The sequence below is a fragment of the Mucilaginibacter lacusdianchii genome, assembly GCF_009770985.1.
GTDB classification, from domain to species: Bacteria; Bacteroidota; Bacteroidia; order Sphingobacteriales; family Sphingobacteriaceae; genus Mucilaginibacter; species Mucilaginibacter lacusdianchii.
Genome location: NZ_WSRW01000002.1, coordinates 546749 through 565048, shown reverse-complemented (window position 1 = coordinate 565048; position 18300 = coordinate 546749). Strand labels below are relative to the sequence as shown.

19 protein-coding genes are annotated in these 18300 nt (G+C 40.8%); 4 read left to right on the top strand and 15 right to left on the bottom strand.

Going from position 1 to position 18300, the window contains the following annotated elements:
• Window positions 1-45: 45 nt before the first annotated feature.
• Window positions 46-1605 carry a PQQ-dependent sugar dehydrogenase gene (locus tag GPM24_RS09590; protein ID WP_158826541.1) on the bottom strand — a complete coding sequence of 520 codons (1560 nt, stop codon included), beginning with the start codon at window positions 1603-1605 and terminating at the stop codon, window positions 46-48.
• Between the two features lie 175 nt (window positions 1606-1780).
• Here GPM24_RS09590 and GPM24_RS09585 point away from each other — a divergent pair, with 175 nt between their 5' ends.
• Window positions 1781-2293, top strand: a complete 513-nt coding sequence (locus GPM24_RS09585; protein ID WP_158826540.1) for a DinB family protein — start codon at window positions 1781-1783, stop codon at window positions 2291-2293.
• A gap of 7 nt (window positions 2294-2300) precedes the next feature.
• Here the strand turns inward: GPM24_RS09585 and GPM24_RS09580 are convergent, their stop codons facing one another.
• From GPM24_RS09580 to GPM24_RS09565, 4 genes are all read right to left on the bottom strand, one after another.
• Window positions 2301-2936 carry an HAD family hydrolase gene (locus GPM24_RS09580; RefSeq protein WP_158826539.1) on the bottom strand — a complete coding sequence of 212 codons (636 nt, stop codon included), beginning with the start codon at window positions 2934-2936 and terminating at the stop codon, window positions 2301-2303.
• An 88-nt stretch (window positions 2937-3024) separates the two neighbouring features.
• Window positions 3025-4251, bottom strand: coding sequence for an MDR family MFS transporter (locus GPM24_RS09575; protein ID WP_158826538.1), 1227 nt, complete (start codon window positions 4249-4251; stop codon window positions 3025-3027).
• 123 nt (window positions 4252-4374) lie between these two features.
• Entirely contained in the window at window positions 4375-5682 is a 1308-nt protein-coding gene (murA, locus tag GPM24_RS09570; RefSeq protein ID WP_158826537.1) for a UDP-N-acetylglucosamine 1-carboxyvinyltransferase, read from the bottom strand.
• A 160-nt stretch (window positions 5683-5842) separates the two neighbouring features.
• Window positions 5843-6583 carry a DUF4290 domain-containing protein gene (locus GPM24_RS09565; protein ID WP_233268773.1) on the bottom strand — a complete coding sequence of 247 codons (741 nt, stop codon included), beginning with the start codon at window positions 6581-6583 and terminating at the stop codon, window positions 5843-5845.
• A 273-nt stretch (window positions 6584-6856) separates the two neighbouring features.
• Here GPM24_RS09565 and GPM24_RS09560 point away from each other — a divergent pair, with 273 nt between their 5' ends.
• Window positions 6857-7912 carry a mandelate racemase/muconate lactonizing enzyme family protein gene (locus GPM24_RS09560; protein ID WP_233268772.1) on the top strand — a complete coding sequence of 352 codons (1056 nt, stop codon included), beginning with the start codon at window positions 6857-6859 and terminating at the stop codon, window positions 7910-7912.
• 164 nt (window positions 7913-8076) lie between these two features.
• On the opposite strand, the gene GPM24_RS09555 is transcribed toward GPM24_RS09560, so the two are convergent.
• The gene (locus GPM24_RS09555; RefSeq protein ID WP_199269751.1) at window positions 8077-9423 is read right to left on the bottom strand and encodes a deoxyguanosinetriphosphate triphosphohydrolase; all 1347 of its coding nucleotides are present in this window, start codon (window positions 9421-9423) and stop codon (window positions 8077-8079) included.
• Between the two features lie 119 nt (window positions 9424-9542).
• Entirely contained in the window at window positions 9543-10913 is a 1371-nt protein-coding gene (locus tag GPM24_RS09550; RefSeq protein ID WP_158826534.1) for a dipeptidase, read from the bottom strand.
• Between the two features lie 716 nt (window positions 10914-11629).
• Here GPM24_RS09550 and GPM24_RS09545 point away from each other — a divergent pair.
• The gene (locus GPM24_RS09545) at window positions 11630-11902 is read left to right on the top strand and encodes a hypothetical protein (RefSeq protein WP_158826533.1); all 273 of its coding nucleotides are present in this window, start codon (window positions 11630-11632) and stop codon (window positions 11900-11902) included.
• 53 nt (window positions 11903-11955) lie between these two features.
• On the opposite strand, the gene GPM24_RS09540 is transcribed toward GPM24_RS09545, so the two are convergent.
• The 5 genes from GPM24_RS09540 to GPM24_RS09520 all read right to left on the bottom strand — a co-directional run bounded on the left by GPM24_RS09540 (window position 11956) and on the right by GPM24_RS09520 (window position 13103).
• Window positions 11956-12126: a hypothetical protein gene (locus GPM24_RS09540; protein WP_158826530.1), complete on the bottom strand. Its 171-nt coding sequence runs from the start codon at window positions 12124-12126 to the stop codon at window positions 11956-11958.
• 60 nt (window positions 12127-12186) lie between these two features.
• Window positions 12187-12357 carry a hypothetical protein gene (locus GPM24_RS09535; protein ID WP_158826532.1) on the bottom strand — a complete coding sequence of 57 codons (171 nt, stop codon included), beginning with the start codon at window positions 12355-12357 and terminating at the stop codon, window positions 12187-12189.
• A 61-nt stretch (window positions 12358-12418) separates the two neighbouring features.
• Window positions 12419-12589, bottom strand: coding sequence for a hypothetical protein (locus tag GPM24_RS09530; protein WP_158826531.1), 171 nt, complete (start codon window positions 12587-12589; stop codon window positions 12419-12421).
• A 98-nt stretch (window positions 12590-12687) separates the two neighbouring features.
• Complete coding sequence (locus GPM24_RS09525) at window positions 12688-12858, bottom strand: hypothetical protein (protein WP_158826530.1); 171 nt, start codon at window positions 12856-12858, stop codon at window positions 12688-12690.
• 74 nt (window positions 12859-12932) lie between these two features.
• Window positions 12933-13103: a hypothetical protein gene (locus tag GPM24_RS09520; RefSeq protein WP_158826529.1), complete on the bottom strand. Its 171-nt coding sequence runs from the start codon at window positions 13101-13103 to the stop codon at window positions 12933-12935.
• 170 nt (window positions 13104-13273) lie between these two features.
• On the opposite strand from GPM24_RS09520, the gene GPM24_RS09515 reads away from it, so the two are divergent.
• On the top strand, window positions 13274-14722 hold the full coding sequence (locus tag GPM24_RS09515) for a tetratricopeptide repeat protein (protein WP_158826528.1): 1449 nt from the start codon (window positions 13274-13276) through the stop codon (window positions 14720-14722).
• 23 nt (window positions 14723-14745) lie between these two features.
• Here GPM24_RS09515 and GPM24_RS09510 read toward each other — a convergent pair whose 3' ends face one another.
• The 3 genes from GPM24_RS09510 to GPM24_RS09500 form a co-directional block, all read right to left on the bottom strand.
• Window positions 14746-15045, bottom strand: coding sequence for a hypothetical protein (locus GPM24_RS09510; protein WP_158826527.1), 300 nt, complete (start codon window positions 15043-15045; stop codon window positions 14746-14748).
• Between the two features lie 227 nt (window positions 15046-15272).
• The gene (locus GPM24_RS09505; RefSeq protein ID WP_158826526.1) at window positions 15273-15641 is read right to left on the bottom strand and encodes a helix-turn-helix domain-containing protein; all 369 of its coding nucleotides are present in this window, start codon (window positions 15639-15641) and stop codon (window positions 15273-15275) included.
• Between the two features lie 303 nt (window positions 15642-15944).
• The gene (locus tag GPM24_RS09500) at window positions 15945-18221 is read right to left on the bottom strand and encodes an ATP-dependent helicase (protein WP_158827315.1); all 2277 of its coding nucleotides are present in this window, start codon (window positions 18219-18221) and stop codon (window positions 15945-15947) included.
• Between the last annotated feature and the right edge of the window lie 79 nt (window positions 18222-18300).

Genomic DNA, 18300 nt, shown 5'->3' with positions numbered 1-18300 from the left:
TAACAACTAATTTATAATGAGTTAAGCTTCACCTACACATAAAGCTTACTCAGATTCGCGTTTACGTTGAGGAACTTTAGCCGGTAGATTGGTTTTACTAGCCGGCGTGTTCTTATTGCTTTGTCCCTGATATGAAAACTCCAGTACACAGCCCCTGTATGTGGTCTTTTCTGGATTTTGCTCTGAAGGGCCGGATGTTACCGAGGTGCTATCTACTGTTAAATACAACCGCCCACCATCGGGCGATATAGCAATATCCCGGTACCGCACATCTCCTTTAAAATAATTTATGGTATCACTGATAACTTTATTTCCAGCTGCATTTAATTGTAGCCGTACCAGCTTTTTGCCCTTTAAACAAGGCAGTAGCACGGAGTTTTTCCAGCCGGGTATAGTGTTGGATGTATAAATTTCAATACTGCTCGGTGCTTCAGACTGCCACTCGCCGCCATCAGCACCACTTTTTGTTTTGTTAAAAAAGTCTGTAAGAAAGCTGTTGGTTAACGGATATAATGTTTTGATCGGATCACGATAGTCTGCACCTATTTGCCGTGCGTTATTTTGCTCGTTTTCAATCAGCGGGTAGGTGGTATGCCAAACGCCCGGTAAAGCAGCATTGTCTGATACGCTTGCAGCCAAACCGTTGTAATTATTGTCGGCATAGCCGATGATCAGCGGGTGGCCATAATTTTTTCCTTTTTCGATGATGTTAATTTCGTCATCCGAGTAGGGGCCATGTTCGGATGAGTAAAGCCGGCCTATACCGTTAATTACAGCATAACTCAACCCTTGCGGGTTACGGTGCCCATAGCTCCATACAGCGTTTTGTTTAGCGCCATTAAACGGATTATCGTTTGGTATCCATTGGTCTGTATAATGGGCATCTTGGTCTGCTGTCAAGTTAAATCGCAGAATCTTTCCTTCATATATATTTTTGTCCTGCGCGTGGTTGGGCCTGCCACCATTACCAAACTGCCCTGCGCCCAAATCCCCTATTGAATAAAAAAGGTAGCTTTTGCCGTTTACCGGTGCTATAGTAAGTCTGCCGCCATTGTGATCGCTACTGGCTGGTATGCTGTCGCAAACGGTTGTAGCGTTAATAAGCTTTTGCTGTTTGATATTGTATTCATATCGTACAATTCGGGCAGTAAAAAAGCATCCGCCACTATTTATCTTGCAACCATTGCCTGCACTATCAGCCCCGGCAAATTTATATACATAGATAAGATAAACGTAGGGCTGGCCCGATAGCAGCTGCGGATGCAAAGCCATCCCCATTAACCCGCCCTGCGGCCAGGGCTTTCCGCCACTAACGGATTTAGGCAATTTATCATAACGAGGAAATTGCCGCTCGGCAGATAAATCTAATAAAACCGTTTTGGTACCATTTGCCGGATTGATACGGCTAACACGGTAACCGTGGGCTTCTGTTATCCATAAATGTTTATCAGGCCCGTATGCAACCTCCCACGGATCGCTCAACTTATCGGCCACAACACGAACGCCAAACTTCTCATTCTTAGGGCCGGTTATCACCTGTGCATTTGCTGTAATGAAGCCGCAAATCAGGAGAGAAAAAACTACGGGGAAATAAATTTTCTTCATAATTCATATACAGGTATGGCAAGCTTATGTTCTGTAAAACATTTAGATACAATCATTACATCGTCAACAAAAGTGAATTATGGAGCGGTAATTTTGTGCTGGATGTTAAAAACCTATATTCGCTTCTGCAGACGCTATACATGCTAAGTAGGTATCTGAATTTAAAAAACATTGTATGAGTAATAAACCCGAAGTTTGGCTGCGTGGGCCGTTGCCTGATATGCCACCGTTGGTACAACCTGTAGCTCATGCTTTATTGCAAGCTTGTGAAGAAGTGCAGGAACTGATGGCTGGTTTCCCGGCCGAAAAGCTATGGCAAAAAGTTGCTGGAATGGCTTCACCAGGTTTTCATTTACAGCATCTAACCGGCGTACTAGACCGGCTATTTACTTACGCCAGGGCCGAAGCCTTAGATGAAGCACAACAACAGGCATTACAGGCCGAAGGTAAACCTACCGGTAATCCCGACGAAGTAAATAATCTGGTTGAAAAATTCAGCCGGCAAGTTGACATCGCCTTGAATCAACTGCGCCAAGTGAAAGAAAGTGAATTAACCGATGTGCGCGGCGTTGGCCGGGCACAGGTTCCGTCTACCATGTTAGGATTGTATACGCACTCTGCCGAGCATACCATGCGGCATTTGGGGCAGTTGCTGGTAACGGTTAGAATTTTAGTGGCTGAGTTTTGATAACGACTCAGCTTAGTTCGATAGGTAACGATCCTAATTCTTCAAAGCTGGCTATTTTGAAATCGGCTTGGTCTATCTGAAATTCTCCTTTGTGATCGTATAATATGGTTGCAATGCCCAAGTCTTTAGCGGCTTTAATCTCCGAGTCGGGATCGTCGCCGATAGCTATTACCTCTTGTGGTTGATAGCCATACTTTTGCAGAATATCCTGGAAAACCTCTTTCTTGGTAGCCTCTGTTTTGTCTGGGTCGTTTACTATTACTTCTTTGTAATCTTTTCGCAAGTCAAGCAAATCCACCTTGCGCCACTGCATTTTGGTAAAGCCCATGGTCACTAAAAATTTTTCGGCTTTGAGTTGTTGCAGGTAGGCATAATCTGCAAATGGCTGCATGGGACCTTCGTAAGTAAGATCGCGCAACATGGTAACACCTCTTTCTATCAGTTCCTGTGGAAAGTTGTGTGCATCAGCAACCTTTTGGTAAGCTTTTTTTAGTAATTCTTGTTTGGCTTTTTCTAATTGATCTTCGCCAACTTCGCTTTTATATTCATCCATCAAATCATATAAAGGCTTAAATAATTCTTTACCAATTGATTCAACCGGATAGATGGTATTGTCTAAATCTAAAATTAAAGCTTTTATCATTTCTGTATATTTAGAAATGATGTAACAGGCATTAACACCTGCGGTTTTAGAAATAAGGGAATAATAAGTAGGCGACTAATGAAAAAACCTAAATAGCCAAAGCAGATTCTTTACGCACGCTGAACTGATATAACCAGATAAAGCCAATGGCTGATACTAAACAAGCACCACCCAGCACCCACCAAAGCAAATTAAAGCCACCAAATAAGATAAGTTGGCTCCCCAAAGCTGGTGCAATAATTTGTGCGCCAGACCATGCCATGGAATATAATCCGGCGTACTGTCCGCGGTTGCCCGCATTGGTGCGTACAATCCAAAATGCGTTCATGAAAGGCATGCTTAGTATCTCGCCTAAAGTTATAAGCAATACTACCAGCAAGGCAACCCAAATGGCCGGGTGCATTGCGTTTAAAAACACAAAGCCAATGCCCGTAACCAATATACCGGTGCTAATGTAATGCAGTGCATGTTTCTTGCCTTCCAGCTTATGCACTATAACCATTTCAAAAGCAATAATAAGTAAACCGTTTAAGGCCATTAAAAAGCCGATAAAACGTTCGCTAAAGTGCCATAGTGTTTTATAGAAAACTGGCTGCATAGTAAAAAGCTGAAAAAAGCAGGTACCAAACACCGCGGTAAGCGCAATAAAAATGAGGTATTTACTATCGCGATATGCCGAGGTAGAGCTGTCTATCAATACCAATTGGTTTTGATGCGGCTTTTTGTAAGATGAGCGTGGCATTAACTTTAGCAGCAGCAAAGCTGATAAGATATTGGTGCAGCCATCAACCCAAAACAATAAATGGTAGTCTATGGAAGCTAAAAATCCACCCAAGGCACCCCCGCAGGCCCAACCTAAATTAACGGCAAGTCTGTTTAATGAATAAGAGCGGGTGCGTGTGGCATCAGTACTATAATAAGCTACGGCTGTAGAGTTAGCCGGGCGGAAAGACTCGTTGCAAAGGCTTAGCACAAATGTAACTATACAAATATGAATAAAACTTTGTTGCTGGCCGAGTAATAAGAACAATAAGCCACCAGTTAATAAAGCGCCTATCTGAACATCGTAAAACCCATGGCGGTCGGTTATTTTGCCGCCAATAAAACCGCCTGCTAATGCACCTGCGCCAAATAATGCCATCACAATACCAGCCTGACTTATACTGAAATGGAGCTGCTGCGTACAATAAATGGTCATGAAAGGAATAACCATAGTGCCGCTACGGTTAACCAGCATTACCAGCGCCAGGTACCAGCTATGGCGGGAAAGCCCGCGGTATGCATTTCTATATAATTTTAGTGTAGAGTTCAGCATCAGATATATTGTGACGCTTTACGATTAATTCATAGTTAAGGTTACATCTTTTTAAATAAAAAACCACCACTATATTGAATAATAGTGGTGGCATATTGTAAAGTAAAGCTTATTATTAAAATATTAGATACGCACAATATCTGCGCCCAGGGCTCTCAAACGCTCATCGATGTGCTGATACCCGCGTTCAATCTGCTCAATATTATAGATAGTTGACTTGCCTTGTGCCGACAGTGCTGCAATTAACAAGGATACACCGGCTCGGATATCTGGCGACGTCATGGAAATGCCGCGCAGTTGCACCTGCTTGTTCAAACCGATAACGGTAGCACGATGCGGATCGCACAAGATAATTTGCGCGCCCATATCCAGCAGTTTATCAACAAAGAACAAACGGCTTTCGAACATTTTTTGATGAATTAATACCGAGCCTTTAGCCTGTATAGCTACTACCAGCACAATGCTCAACAAATCTGGAGTAAAGCCTGGCCATGGTGCATCGGCAATAGTCATGATAGAACCGTCAATAAACGTTTCAATTTCATAATGGTCTTGCGCCGGAATGTAGATATCGTCGCCACGTAACTCCAGTTTAATACCTAAACGGCGGAACACATCCGGGATAATACCCAGTTCTTTATACTGTACGTCTTTAATGGTGATTTCAGAACCAGTCATGGCTGCTAAGCCTATGAATGAGCCAATCTCAATCATATCGGGCAGCATGCGGTGTTCGGTGCCTTTCAGTTCGGTTACGCCCTCAATGGTTAACAGGTTTGAGCCAATGCCGCTAATTTTGGCGCCCATACGGTTCAGCATTTTACAAAGCTGCTGCAGGTAAGGTTCGCAAGCCGCGTTGTAAATGGTGGTGGTACCTTTAGCCAAAACAGCCGCCATTACAATGTTGGCTGTACCGGTTACCGAGGCTTCGTCCAACAAAATGTAAGTGCCTTGCAGGTCGGTAGCATCTACATTAAAAAAGCCGTCTTCGGGATTGTAGTTGAATTTAGCACCCAGTTTTTCAAAACCCAAAAAGTGGGTATCCAATCTACGGCGACCAATTTTATCACCCCCCGGTTTAGGTATAGCTGCTTTACCAAAACGGGCCAGCAATGGGCCAACAATCATGATAGAACCCCTTAAGCTACCGCCTTTAGCTTTAAAAACATCAGACTGAAAGAAATCCAGGTTGATATTGGCAGCTTCAAAAGTGTAAGTATCAGCCGAAAGACGTTCTACTTTTACGCCCATATCGCCCAAAAGCTCTATCAGCTTGTTAACATCTTTAATATCAGGAATATTGCTGATGGTCATCTTTTCGCTGGTTAACAGCACGGCCGAAAGTATTTGCAAGGCCTCGTTTTTAGCGCCCTGTGGTATAATTTCGCCTTTTAAAGGTTTTCCACCATTAATCTCAAAAGCATTTTTCATATCGAATTATAATCGGTGTTAAACAAACACAATTGTGTCTTAAAATTTTTGCAAAGATGTTTAAATGAGATGCAATAAACAAGAGCCAAGATTCAAGACCTATTAGTGATTACTCATCAACAGATTCCTGATTCTTGGCTCTTGCTTGTTTTATTTCTTATTAATATTTGCGTGAACCGCCACCGCTGCTACGGTTTTGATTGTTGTTGCGGTTTTGGTTATTGTTATTCCGCGGATTGTTGTTGCGGTTTTGATTGTTGTTGTTATTCCGGTTCTGATTATTATTACTCCGCTGGTTATTGTTGCTGCGGGTGTTTTGTACCGGGGTACGATATTCAACACGGTTAAGATTTATGTTTTCTTCCAGTTGCAGCTCGCCACGTGAAAGTTCACGCAAATCGGCCAATATGCTTTCATCGCTTACCGAATCTTTGTTCCATTGCACATAGGCCATTTTCATGAAATTGGCTATAGCCTGTATCATATGCTGACGGCGTGCCGGCTCTTCAATGTTGCGAGCCTTGTCTATCATCAATTCAATGGTTTTGCCATAGTGCTTGTATTTGATACGCTGGTTAGGATATTTTAAGGGTTCTGGTTTAAGATGTATTGCCTCGGGCAAAGGAACCGGATATGGCGAATCAACATCAATCTTGTAATCAGATATAATGTGCAAATGGTCCCATAACTTGTGCTTAAAATCAGCCACATCCCGCAGGTGTGGGTTTAAAAAGCCCATCAAATCTATCACCACATTAGCATAGCGGTTACGCTCTTCTTTTGTAGGCAAATTTACAATGTACTTAACCATGTTTTGTACATTACGGCCGTATTCAGATAATAAAAGTTTACTACGGGTTGAGTTATAATCAAATTGAGCAGGCATTTCTTTTTGTGCCATGTAGTTATTTTTAATAAAGATTTTTTATCAGCTTGCTGTGCCGGTTAAGTAAAAAACAGGAAGAGAGCAGCTGTAGTTTGATAAGTTCTACAAAAAAATATATCAGAGTAACGCAAATATAAAGTTTTTGTGTTAGTCATGAAGTAAAATTGTACATAAAGCCAAAACTTTTACATCAATTCATATTTAAACGAGTTAATACTATATTGTATTATGACATTGCAGCATCAAGTTTATATAAAACATATTGATATATACAGGTTTAGCATAGCTATGGAGCCGTTTACCATAGCAACGGGTACTATGCGTTATGCACAAAATGTATTAATACGCATACATACCGATGCAGGTTTCGCCGGTGTGGGGGAGTGTTCGGCGTTTCCCATGATAACCGGCGAAACGCAGGAAACCTGCCTGGCTATGGCGCGCGATTTTGCTGAACTATGGGTAGGGAAAGATGCACTGGATATACCTGCCCGCTTGCAACAGCTGCACAACTTTGCTGCTGGGAATTATACTATTAAAAGCGCTTTTGATATGGCATTGTATGATATTGCCGCCAAGAACGCCGGCCTGCCGCTGTATAAGTTTTTAGGTGGCGAAAAGAAACCGGTAGAAACCGATATCACCATTGGCATTGGCGAGCCTGATGCGATGGCCCAAAAAGCAGTCGCCTTTCAGCAAAACGGTGCCCGGATATTGAAAGTAAAATTAGGCAAGCATGCGCAAGAGGATGTAATACGTATCCAAAAGATAAGACAGGCTGTAGGACCGGATATGAAAATAAGAATTGACGCTAACCAGGGCTGGAGTTTTGACGATGCCGTTTATGCTTTGCAAGCAATGGGTAATGCAGATATTGAGTTTTGCGAACAGCCTATGCGCACCTGGTATAATGACAAGCTGCCTGAGCTCAGAAAATTATCGCCGGTAAAAATAATGGCCGATGAAAGTGTGTATACCCATCATGACGCCCGTTTGCAAATAGAGAGTGGGTCATGTGATTATATTAACATCAAGTTGGCCAAATCAGGCGGAATGAACGAAGCTTTAAAAATACATGATTTGGCTGCTCTGCATAACATCCCTTGCATGATGGGCGGCATGTTGGAAAGCCGGATTGCCCTGAGTGCTAAATTACATTTGGTGTACAGTGCACCCAATATTCATTTTTATGATATGGACACCTGTATGCTAGGTCATTTGGAAGATCCTTGCATCGGTGGAGTTAGCTATAACGGCTACCATTTAGACATTGCCGATGCACCTGGCATAGGCGCCGATGCCGATCCTGCCTTTTTAGAAAAGTGTGAGCATTGGCGTGTTTAACAACTTGTTCTAAACAAGTTGTCATCTCGAACGATAGTGAGAGCTCTTTTCAAACAGGCAGTTAACCTATCGCTTTCAAAAGATTTCTCGTTAGCACTCGAAATGACATTTTAATTTTCAAGAAATTCAAAAGCTCTTTCTCCCAAGGCGGGTTTAGGAGGAGCTTAATGTATAGCCGGAAAGGAAATGCCTTTGATATTCCTATATAATTCTACCGCATACAAATCTGTCATGCCTGATACAAAATCGAGCACACTTTGAATTTTGGAATATAAATCAGTATCGAGGGTGATGAATTGTTTTGGAATCAGCTCCACCAGCTTTTTGTCGTAGTTTGAGCTATTGTTGATTAAAGCTGGAATGAATTCTTCCAGCAGTCCGCCCATTACTTTGTAACCGGCAACTTCAATTTGTACTACCGATTGATAATTATAGATTTTCTTTTTAGAGATGTCTGATATTTCTTTCCAAGGTGCGGCGAATGGTTCTTCTAGAGCGTCAGTCAATCCCATATTAAAACCGCCATCTAAAATGACATTTTGGTTGTCCATAAATATCAGAGATGTTGCCGTAATCAGGTTGTTGATAGCTTTGGCACGCAATAATCCAACTTTAGCATCTTCGTCCTCAAACTCACTTTCCAGCCAAGGCTCCAATCGGGTGCTGTTGCAGATGGGTAGCAAAAGTTCTTTAATTTTATCGTACGATAGAATTTTCAAACGGTGAGCATCTTCCAGATCTATAATGCTGTAACAAATATCATCGGCCGCCTCTACCAAGTATACCAGCGGATGGCGTTTATAAATCAACGGATTATTTTGGGTTTGAATCATACCCAACTCGTCAGCCATGGCTTGGAACGACGCTTGTTCGGACTGAAAAAAGCCATACTTTTTTTGATGAATGTTGCCTTTCACATGGCCGGCAATAGCTGCACAAGGGTACTTTACGATAGATGCCAGCGTAGCGTAAGTTAGTGCAAAAGCGCCGTTACCTTTACCGGTAAACGGGTGGGTAAGGATGCGGAAGGCATTGGCATTACCCTCAAAATGGATAACGTCATGCCATTGCTCGTCTGTCAGGTCGGCTTTATATTTGGTCCCATCGCCATCGGTGAAATATCGCGACATGGCCGACTCGCCCGAATGGCCAAAAGCTGGGTTGCCCATATCGTGCGCCAGGCAGGCTGCAGCTACAATATTGCCAACTTCGCTAATGAGCGGCAGCCTTTTATCAACATCCGGTTCCTGCTTTTTGAGGTTATTGTAAAAAATGGTGCCTAGTGATCGGCCCACGCTGGCCACCTCCAAACTATGCGTTAGGCGGTTGTGCACAAAAACACTGCCGGGCAGCGGAAAAACCTGCGTTTTGTTTTGCAAACGGCGGAAGGGTGAAGAAAAGATCAACCGGTCATAATCGCGCTGAAATTGCGAACGAGCCTTGTCCTGATCTTGTATATCGCTATTTTGAACACCCCACCGTTTTGCCGAAATAAGTTTTTCCCATTGCATCATAGCTGCCAGAGTATAGAATTAAGAATTTGAATTCAAGATTATATCAGTATCTGTTTACAACAAAGCGCTCCTTGCATGCTGCAAGAGCGCTTTGTTAACAAACCGGTCAAATATAATTATTTGCTCAGTTCCGCATAGTGTTTGTAAAACAGCGGAATGGTTTCTATGCCTTTATAATAATTATATATATCGTATTTTTCGTTGGGCGAATGTAGTGCATCACTATCTAAGCCAAAACCCATTAATACGGTTTTGATACCTAATTCGGCCTCAAACAATGCCACAATTGGTATACTACCACCACCGCGAGTAGGAATAGGGTCTTTACCAAAAGCTTCGGCAATAGCTTTTTGAGCTGCCTGGTATGCCACGCTATTGGTAGGCGTAACTACCGGTTCGCCGCCATGATGTGGCGTAACTTTCACCTTTACATATGGTGGTGCAATGTGGGTGAAGTGTTCGGTAAACAGTTGCGTAATTTTTTCCGAACTTTGGTTAGGCACCAGGCGCATAGATATTTTAGCGTTGGCTTTAGATGGTAATACCGTTTTGGCACCTTCGCCAATGTAACCGCCCCAAATGCCATTTACTTCTAAAGTTGGGCGTGTGCCGGTACGTTCTAAAGTTGAATAACCTTTTTCACCCCATACATCGGCAATGTCCAGGTCTTTTTTATATTCTTCTTCGTTATACGGGGCAGCGTTTAATGCATTGCGCTCTTCTTCAGTTAATTCCACCACATCGTCGTAAAAGCCGGGGATGGTAATATGGTTGTTTTCGTCGTGTAATGATGCAATTAATTTAGCTAAAATAGTTGCCGGGTTAGCTACTGCACCCCCGTAAACGCCGGAGTGTAAATCACGGTTAGGGCCAACAACTTCTACTTCTAAGTAAGATAAACCACGCAAGCCTGTTTCAAGCGAAGGAGTTTCCATACTTATCATCGAGGTGTCTGATATCAGTACCACATCGGCTTTCAGGCGTTCTTTGTTTGCTTTTACGAAAATGCCTAGGTTGTTAGATCCCACTTCCTCTTCACCCTCAATCATAAATTTGATATTGCAGGGTAAGGTGTTGGTTTGCATCATCAGCTCAAATGCTTTGACGTGCATGTAAAATTGACCTTTATCATCGCATGCACCACGGGCATATATTTTGCCATCACGAACGGTGGGTTCAAACGGTGGGGTATGCCATAATTCTAAAGGGTCGGGTGGTTGTACATCGTAATGTCCGTAAACCAAAACAGTTGGCTTAGATGGATCAATAATTTTTTCGCCATACACAATAGGATAGCCAGCTGTAGGGCAAACCTCCACATTGTCGGCGCCAGCTTCGCGCAGCTTGGCTGCTGTATAATCGGCCGTTTTTAAAACCTCAGGTGCATATTTCGGATCGGCGCTTACCGAAGGAAAACGCAGCAGATCAAAAAGCTCATCCAGCATACGCTGTTTATGATCTTCGATGTATTGTCTGATTACTTGCATAATTACAAATGTAAAAAGGCAAATATAAAACTTACATACATCTGCGGCGCATATAATAGGTTTTAAAAGCAATAATGGCAACGGAGTTATTTATATGTTGCGTGTACATGCTTAAGTTCCAATACTGCACTGCGGCATCTGTTCAGTTTTACAATAAAAACAATGCAGTATGTTGCAACCTGTTTAATGATAGGATATGGGAGAAAGACTTTACGTTTTAAAGTATTTATAATACCGGCTTTTGGATATAGTTATGGTAGGCAAATTGAAAGCATTGCTATCATGAAACGAAGTGCAATTTCCAATACAGAAAAAATCAGATTGTGAAAGGGAAGTAATAGAGTTTGCTGATTTAATGTTGATTGGCGTTAGCGCCAGTAATGCGTAGTACCTAGTGCAACAGGAGAGGTGATGATCAGCAAAAAGAAATTGTCTTAAATTTGAAATTTTTTGATTTCTATTTGCGAAGCCTTTTAAAGTTTAAGAACAATGATGGATTGGTTTTAGATTGCCATCTGTTGTTGAAGAAATTAATCAACTATAAAGAGCCCGTTAATAGATAACTTACCAATACGGCTGATGGCAACATTGCAATATGTAACATCTGAAACTTTAAGGGTTCAAGTGTAAGTTACACAAGCTTATTGATCAGGACTTGATAACTCTCAAATATCCGGTTGTTATAAAACTGTCAATAATTATCAGCTTAAATTCTGATGTTTAAGTTTAACTGTAAGTTGGCGGCCAAAAGCTTCGAACAAGCTTTCTTTAGTCAAATAGGCTCGCTTTTTTTAAGAACCGTTATTTACTCACAAATATTTCTTCAACCATACATTGTCTACTTGCAAGGGTATACTACATCAAGCAATCTTTTTGATGAAGACTCTACCGAAAAATTCTTACTTAATAATAATCAGAATCTGCACTTGCAAGATTTTACCGAGTTTGCCGAATTAAGTCACATTCAGCAGTTCGATGTAGGAGTTTGATTATAGCAGACATGCTTTGAGCATGTTTTAATTATGAATGGTTACTGTAATAATCAACCACCTTCACTTGGTCTGGTGCCATCGCCAGTACCTAATGTGCTTTTATCGCCAGGACCAAAAGCTGCTTTTTTAGATATGTTAGGTTGTGCGTCGTTTTCTTTAGTGCAAGAAGATATAGTGGCTACGCTGGCAAATAAAGCCGCGGCTAATAATAATTTTTTCATGTGTTATTTTATAAGAAGTATTAAAGTGTATGGACAACTATTGATTTTTTAAGTAATTAATCAACCGCCTTCGCTTGGTCTGGTGCCATCACCGGTACCCAATGTACTCTTATCGCCAGGGCCAAAAGCTGTTTTTTTAGAGATAGTGGGTTGTGCATCGTTTTCTTTGCTGCAAGAAGAGAATGTGGTTACACCGGCAAATAAAGCGGCAATTAGTAATATCTTTTTCATGTGTGTTGTTAAATAAATAATATCTGAAATATCTGTAGGTAAAATCAAGTTGTTGGTATAATCAACCACCTTCACTTGGTCTGGTACCATCGCCAGTGCCTAATGTGCTTTTATCGCCAGGGCCGAAGGCTGTTTTTTTTGATATTGTTGGTTGCGCGTCGTTTTCTTTAGTGCAAGAAGATATAGTGGCTACGCCGATGAATAATGTTGCTGCTAATAAGAACTTTTTCATTTCAATATGTGTAAAAAAGTGTGTAATAATCTGTATAGTTCGTGATGTTAAAAAGCACTAATGGCTAATTATCTTGCGGTCTGAAAAGAGTGTGATAATCAACCGCCTTCGCTTGGTCTGGTGCCATCACCGGTACCTAATGTGCTTTTATCGCCAGGGCCAAAAGCTGCTTTTTTAGATATGTTAGGTTGTGCGTCGTTTTCTTTAGTGCAAGAAGATATAGTGGCTACGCTGGCAAATAAAGCCGCGGCTAATAATAATTTTTTCATGTGTTAATAACTATTTATTAAGTGTTGTTTATTTATTAATTAAGTAGTGATATTTTTAGACGGACTCGATTTAATCAACCGCCTTCGCTTGGCCTGGTGCCGTCACCTGTACCCAATGTGCTCTTATCACCAGGGCCGTCTGCTAGCTTCTTGGTTACGCTTGGTTTTGCATCGTTTTCTTTGCTGCAAGATGTGATGCTTGCTGCGCTAATAAATAGGGTTGCAACAAGTAATATTTTTTTCATAATCTATTAATTTATAGTATTTTGTGTCTGTTATCTAAATCAACACTACAAATGTAAAGAAGTTTTTACGGATTCAAAAAAAAAAATAAAAAAAATTAAAAATTTCTGCATGGTTGCCAATCTTGAGTATATTTATAACATTCCGCATCTTTAATCGTAATACGGCTTTAATGAAAAGAATATTGGCCTTTTTTATCACTGTTATTCTATTTATCCACAGTTCTTATGGTAAATCTTACCTTGAACCCGAGCTAGCTCAGGATACTAGCGAGGTAAACAACCTGCTGGATAAAGGCTTTGATATGCGCCTAACAGACGCCACGCAAACTGTTAAATATGCTGACAGAGCATTGCAATTGGCCCGGAAAATCAAATATGACAAAGGTGTTGCTATGGCTTATCGGGTTAAGGGATTGGGTGAGCATTATTTAGGAAATAATGAAACTGCCATTATGAATTACTTATTAGCCAAATCTATTTATCATAGTCATCATAATGTTGTCGGCGAAATTAATATCAATAATAACTTAGGTGCCCTTTACCAGGATATCGACTATGATAAGTGTTTAGAGTATTACCAGAGCGCAATGGATTTGTACCGCAATCATAAGGTTGAAAAAAAGAAGTTGCTTGCTGCTATACACCTAAATTTAGGTAATGCTTATCAACGTAAACTGAATTTTACAAAAGCATTAACTAATTATGATAAAAGTTTTCAACTTATCAATGAAGTTGGTGATAAATCATTATTGGTTGCTGTGTTGCAGGATATGGGGGTGGTTTACAAATCAATTGGTAATTATGAAAAGGCAAAAAGCTTACTGTTTGAGGCTAATAAGCAAGCTAAAGAGGCTGACTTAAATCTTGCTATTGCTCAAATAAATATTACTTTATCAGAAATTTTTACAACACAGGGTTTGTTCACTGATGCTGAACATTGGCTTAATGAAGGAAAGGCTTTCGCCTCGGTTACAAAAAATGAAAAGCTGATGGATGATTATGAAGGCAGCTTTTACATGTTAGAATTGAAACGCAAAAATTATGAGCATGCTTTGCGTTACCTGCAAAGTATCTATCGTAAAGATAGTATTCAATATCGCAACAACAGTTCAGCCGCATTGAATATCTACCAAGTGAAATTTAGGCAGAATGAGTTGCTGCAAGAAAAGGAGGCTAGCGAAGTTAGGCAACGATATAACCGAAATATTGCCATAGCAGTAGTTTGTCTGGCAATTTTATTATGCTTTGTGGTAGCACTCCTAATAGGAAATGTGAAGCGTAAGGCGGTAACTAATAAACGATTAACTGAGTTGAATAACGAAATATCTGTTCAGAAAGATAATTTGGATCGAATAAATCACCACTTGGAAGAGATTATTGATGAGCGCACCAAGGATTTGCAGATCAAAAACAAAAAGTTGTCCGAGTACTCTTCTTATCTGTCACACCAAATCAGAGGACCGATTGCTACGCTCAAAGGTTTAATGAACTTGGAACGGGAAGGGTTGGTAAATCAAACCGAATGCATTACCATGATGATAAAATGCGTGGGTGAGATTGACGATAAAATTATGGATATGAGCGATATGCTGCACAATCCCGAAAGAGCCGGTATGTAATTAAAAACACTTACCTATAAACTTTAACAAGCAATAGGTAAGTGCGAATGTATTTGTGCCTCCATTAACCCCAGATAAACGCAGTACCAAGCCACCATTTGCAAAATAAGCAGTTTACGGTGCTTTTTATACCCTTGCGTTTCAAAGGCTAAAGTTTGATTGCCTGCCGTTACATAAAAACATTTTTCGCCTCTGCGGGGCTTAAATTTAGATTTAAGCACATTAAATACGCCTACCTTTAATTTTGTATCCGGATCGTGAATAGTGGTTCCGTCTTGTAAGGCAGAGTGTTTTGGTATGGATATAAAATACTTAGTCATCATAATCTGTAGTGTTGTAGATTATGATTTACAATTATTACTCCAAAATAATCTAGACCAGTTTCTTTTGCGAAAAAGGCAATTTTATTCAGAAGTTTAAGTAAGTATGTCCTAAAAAGAAAATTGGTTAATTAGGTATTAACCGTTGGAAAGTGCGGGAAAAATAAAGGCTGCTGATTGTACCAGTTTTTACAACAGAAGTGTAATAAAAAACAAACAGCAGCCTGTTTTTATACGGCAATTGGGCGTTTGTTGCGCAGTTCTTCGTAAAGTTCAATCACTTTTCGTTGCAACTCGGCAATTTCAGTTTCACGTTCAGATAGTTTTTTATTAGCAGCATTCATGCTCGAATATTGCTTTTCGCTTTCTGTTAAACCTAAACCAACCAATTGAACAACACTAATTTCAAAAATGGTTGCAATCTGTTCTAGCCTGGATAGGTTAACGTCGGTTATACCAGTTTCAATTTTTGAAAAAGCAGGAATCGAAATACCTAAACGGGTGGCAACATCTTCCTGGCTCCAGCCACGCTGATGACGTAATGTACGAATATTGTTGCCTACAGAGTTAACTGCCTTGTTATTGATAAGAGCACTCATATGTGTTTAAACGCCTATATAAGGGGAAAGGGCGTAGAACTATAAGTTCAAAGCATGTGCCACACGTTTTATATTGCGTTTAAGTAATAAATAACGCATATTATTATATATTACAACTAAAACTGGTGAAAATATTCCACGGTTTGAGAATGTAATAGGTTAAAAAATTGCCCAGTTTGAGGCTTTTATCAAGGTAGGAAGATGATGTGATTTCTTAAAGATTAAGTAAGTACTACCACAACATTTTGGTAGACCTATTGTTTTTTCAAATTCTTTAAATTATTGTAGAGTAAGTTATATTTCTTACTCTACAATACGAAGTTTGGCAAATTTAAGTAAAAGTTGTTTCTGACCAATTTCTTTAAAGAAAATGGTAGCTTTTACGTCGGGTTTATTGCCTTCTAAATTAATAACCTTACCAAACCCAAATCGCTCGTGTTCTACTTCCATACCTACCTGCAACTTACTGGTATCTGATGGTGCAAAACCTGCGGTTGGTACGTGTGCTTTAGCCAGCAGCGAAGTAGTTTTAGGCTTGGCCGTAGCTGGTGCTTTAGGCTTGGAAAAGGTGTCGCTATTACGACTCCAAGCTGTACGCTCATCGTCAAAAAATGGATTGCCTTTAGCTTGCTTAGCCGTATAATCCAATTCCAGGTACTGCGCATCAATCTCATCCAAAAAGCGGCTGGGTTCGCAGTTTATGAGCGTTCCAAATTTGAATCTGGATGTGGCATAACTAATGGTCAGTTTATACTCGGCACGGGTAACGGCTACATAAAACAGCCGGCGTTCCTCTTCCAAATCCGTGCGCGAGTTAAGCGACATTTGTGAAGGGAACAAATTTTCCTCTAATCCTACCACGTGAACTTGCGGAAACTCCAATCCCTTTGATGAGTGAATGGTCATTAATGACACCGTATCCGCATTAGGGTTTTTGTCGTTATCATCATTGGTAAGCAAGGCCACATCCTGCATAAAAAGATTCAGGCTCTTGTCTTCAATGTCTTCCCGTTCCGAAAACTCCTTTATACCGTTTAATAACTCCTGTATGTTTTCATAGCGGTTAAGCCCCTCAACAGATTTATCTTCATACAAGTCTTTTAACAAACCTGAATGTTGTGCGATGTGCAAAGCTGCATCATAGGCCGACATGGTTTGCGTAATCACCTGAAAGCTTTGAATCATGGTGCCAAAAGTACCCACGGTTCCGGCGCTACGGCCGTCTAAGTATTGCGAAGCGTTGGTTAGCACTTCCCATGTGCTGATGTTATTTTGATTAGCACTTACAATAATTCGGTCAATTGTGGTGTCGCCAATGCCACGGCGCGGATAATTGATAATGCGCTTCATCGCTTCTTCATCATTAGGGTTAAAGGTTAACCTGAAGTAAGCAATTAAATCCTTAATCTCTTTGCGTTGATAGAAAGATAAACCACCGTATATTTTGTACGGAATATTCAGTTTGCGTAAGGCTTCCTCCATTGAGCGCGATTGCGCGTTGGTGCGGTATAGAATGGCAAAGTCGTGCCATTTTAAGCCGCGGGTAGTGCGTTCCTGCATAATGGATTCAGCAACCACTTTGCCTTCCTCATTGTCGCTAAAAGCACGGATGACTTTAATCTTATCACCGTTTTCTTTTTCCGAAAAAACGTTCTTTTTAAGTTGCTCTTTATTGTTGGAAATAATGCTGTTGGCAACATTCACAATGTTTTGAGTAGAGCGGTAATTCTGCTCTAGCTTAAATACGTTCAGATCCGGATAATCCTTTTCAAAATTCAGGATGTTCTGGATATTGGCACCACGAAAAGCGTAAATACTCTGCGCATCATCACCCACCACACAAATATTTTCGTTGATAGACGCCAGCTTTTTTACAATCAGGTACTGCGAAAAGTTGGTATCCTGATACTCGTCTACCATCAGGTACTTAAACTTATTCTGATATTTGTACAGCACATCCGGATATTCTTTCAACAGACGATTGGTTTGAAACAGCAAGTCGTCAAAATCCATTGCGCCGGCACGGTAGCAACGGGTGGCGTACATTTCATAAACCTTGCCCATGTTGCCACGTCCGCTCGAAAAATCGTCGGCTTGGATCTGAGCATTTTGCTGGTATTCCTGCCACGATACCAAGTTGTTTTTCGCAGCCGATATACGGTTGTAAACAAAGTTTGGGTTATAAAGCTTATCGTCTAAGTTCAGCTCTTTCAAAACTGCCTTAATAACGCTTTTGCTATCGTCGGTATCGTAAATGGTGAAATTATTAGGGTAGCCCAGCTTATCGGCCTCTACACGTAAAATTTTAGCAAATACAGAGTGAAAGGTACCCATCCAAATGTTTTTGGCTTCGGGGCCAACCACGTGGGTAATACGCTCACGCATTTCTTTGGCAGCTTTGTTGGTAAAAGTAAGCACCAATATGTTAAAGGCATCAACGCCTGTATTAATCAAGTGTGCTACTCTGTATGTAATTACCCGTGTTTTGCCCGATCCGGCACCGGCAATTATCATCACAGGACCTTTGGTTTGCTCAACTGCAGCCCTTTGCTGCGGATTTAATCCCTGTAAATAATCCAAAATCTTCTCCTCTTTTCTTAAGAACGACAAAATTAGATTTTTGCCGCGAAAGCTGAAAGGTAAAACCGTAATCCTTTTG